Origin of the sequence: Microbacterium sp. UBA3394 (genome assembly GCF_002358725.1) — a bacterium.
Lineage (GTDB): Bacteria > Actinomycetota > Actinomycetes > Actinomycetales > Microbacteriaceae > Microbacterium > Microbacterium luteum.
The window spans coordinates 1-2689 of the sequence record NZ_DEPK01000152.1; the positions used below are offsets into that span (position 1 = coordinate 1).

Sequence of the window (2689 nt, forward strand, 5' to 3'; positions counted from 1 at the left end):
CGTCCGAGGTGCTGGTCGGGGAAGAAGAGCACGCGGCGTCCGCGCTCGAACGCCCACTCCAGCACGGTGCGTGCGTTCGAGGACGTGCAGACGATGCCCCCGTGGCGGCCGACGAAGCCCTTGATGGCGGCGGAGGAGTTCATGTACGTGACGGGGATGATCGGCACGCGCCCGTCCGCATCCGTGGCGGTCATGTCTCCGTAGACCTCTTCGAGCTGCTCCCAGCATTCCTCGACCTGGTCGATATCGGCCATGTCGGCCATGGAGCAGCCGGCCGCGAGATTCGGGAGGATGACCGCCTGCTCCGGCCGGGACAGCAGGTCGGCGGTCTCGGCCATGAAATGCACGCCGCAGAAGACGATCGCCTCGGCATCGGGGTGCTCCAGCGCGGCGTTCGCGAGCTGGAAGGAGTCGCCGACGTAGTCCGCGTGGGTGACGACCTCTTCGCGCTGATAGAAATGCCCGAGCACGACGACGCGGTCGCCGAGCGTGTCCTTGGCGGCGCGAATGCGTGCGTCGAGCTCGGCGTCGCTCGCCTCGCGGTACTCGGCGGGCAGCTCGCCCTGCCGGGGCGCGCCGGTGGGGATCACGTCGCCCATCGACGCGCCCGGGCCGTAGCCGGGCCGGGTATCGATCTCCCACGGGCCGTCGGCGAGGTCTGCCGAGCACGTGTCGGCCGGGTCGGAGCCGGTGACGATGCGCTGGATGAGGTGGTCGACGGAAGCGTCGGTGGGACGGGGCTGCAGCGTGACGGGGGTGGCGGCCATGGCGTCCTCTCTTCTCTCGGTGGTGGCGGTCAGATGCGCGCGCCGAGCGGCCCGCGATCGGCCAGCTCGACGTCGCGGTTGTAGCGGTAGAGGCGTGCGGGGCGATGGCTTCCGGTGCGGAACCGCTCGGTCGGGATGAGCGTTCCCGACCCTTCGGCCTGACGCCGGAAGTTCGCGGGGTCCAGGCGCCGGCGCAGGATCGCCTCGTAGACCTCGCGCAGTTCGGCGAGGGTGAACTCGTCGGCGAGCAGGCCGTGTGCGATGCGGCTGTAGCCGACCTTGTTGCGCAGGCGCCACAGCGCGTAGTCGACGATCTCGTTGTGGTCGAAGGCGAGCCGTGGCAGGTCCGTCGCATCGAACCACGCGACGTTCTCGGGGGCGTCGCCGGCCGCGGCGTGGGCGGCCAGCTGCGCATCCACGTCGTCTTGGCGCAGCAGCGCCCAGTAGATGATCGAGACCACGCGGCCGGGGGAGCGGTCGACGTCGCCGAAGGCGTAGAGCTGCTCGAGGTAGCTCGGCTGGAGACCGGTGGTCTCGGCGAGCGTCCGCGAGGCGGCGGCATCCAGCCCCTCGGAGATGTCGAGCCACCCTCCGGGGAGCGCCCACCGTCCCTCGTGGGGATCGCGGGTGCGGCGCACCAGAGGCAGGCTGAGGGAGATGGCCTCGCCCTGACGGCGCACGGTGAAGATGACCGTCGAGACGGCGACGCGCGTGACGTCATCGCGGCTCTCGGCACTTCGTGTCACCATGACCATTTCCTCCGCGACCGATCTTAGTGTCGGTGTGACCAGAAGTCCAACCGCGGCTCCGCCGGCATCGCCCGGCGCTCTCATAGCTGTGGCGTCTAGGGTGCGAGGGGGAGGACTCGTGCTGCTGCTGGACATCGTGCTGATCGTGATGCTCGTCATCGCGCTGATCGTGGGCGCCGCGCGCGGCTTCATCGCCAGTCTCGGCTCCCTCATCGGCCTGGTCGTCGGCGTACTCGCGGCGTGGTGGCTCGTGCCCCTGGTCAACGATGCGTGGCCCTATCCCGAGTGGCGCTCGCTCGTCGTCGTGGGGCTCGCCCTCGTTCTCGTGCTCGGCGGGACGGCGATCGGCGCGGGCATCGCCGGCAAGATCCGCTCCGGCGTCGACCGCACGCCGCTGCGCATCATCGACCGGCTGCTGGGGGCGGCCGCCGGCGTGGTGGCCACCGCCCTCGCCCTGTCCCTCATCGGCGCGAGCGTCACCGCCACCGGCGCGCCGATGCTCGCTCCGGCCATCGGATCCTCGCAGGTGCTGCAGACGATCGATCGCTACACGCCGACGCCGGTGTCGCAGGCGATGGCCCAGCTGCGCGCGATCGTGCTCGATGACGGCATCCCCCGGTTGGGGGAGCTGCTCGCGCCGCAGGCCGAGGCGACGGAGCCGCCGATCGCCCTCGACGACCCCGAACTCGCCGCCGCGGCGGCATCCGTCGCGCGCGTCTCCGGCACCGCGTATGCGTGCGGCACGAGCTCCACCGGGAGCGGGTTCGTCATCGCCGCCGATCGCGTCGTCACGAACGCACACGTGATCGCGGGGGTCGACGAGCCGCTCGTGCAGCTCCCCGGCGGCCAAGCGCTCGCCGGTCGTGTCGTGTACTTCGACGCCGTCGACGACATCGCCGTGATCGCCGTCGACGGGCTCGATGCCCAGCCGCTGGCGCTCGGTGACGTGCTCACTCCTGGGTCCGCCGCCGTCGTGCAGGGCTACCCGCTGGGCGGGCCCTTCACCCAGAACAACGCGCAGGTGCTCTCCACCGGCACCGTTCCGGTCCCGGACATCTACTCCGACCGGTCCGAGCCCCGGGAGATCTACACCCTCGAGGCGCTCGTGCGTCCCGGCAATTCCGGCGGACCGGTGCTCACCGGCGACGGGGTCGTCGTGGGCATCGTCTTCGC

At 71.1% G+C, this 2689-nt stretch carries 3 protein-coding genes; 1 reads left to right on the top strand and 2 read right to left on the bottom strand.

What is annotated here, in order from left to right; all coding sequences use genetic code 11:
• A partial coding sequence (gene nadA / locus B4E30_RS08880) for a quinolinate synthase NadA (RefSeq protein ID WP_286794829.1) occupies window positions 1-767 on the bottom strand: 767 nt, incomplete at its 3' end.
• A gap of 29 nt (window positions 768-796) precedes the next feature.
• A complete protein-coding gene (locus B4E30_RS08885; protein WP_286794831.1) occupies window positions 797-1522 on the bottom strand; it encodes an NUDIX hydrolase in 726 nt (241 codons plus the stop codon).
• A 112-nt stretch (window positions 1523-1634) separates the two neighbouring features.
• On the opposite strand from B4E30_RS08885, the gene B4E30_RS08890 reads away from it, so the two are divergent.
• Window positions 1635-2689 (top strand): MarP family serine protease (locus tag B4E30_RS08890; protein WP_286794833.1); only part of this gene is annotated, 1055 nt, incomplete at its 3' end.

Bases quoted from the DNA above. Each gene is read 5' to 3' on its own strand.
- B4E30_RS08885 (WP_286794831.1), bottom strand. From the start codon at position 1,522: ATGGTCATGGTGACACGAAGTGCCGAGAGCCGCGATGACGTCACGCGC.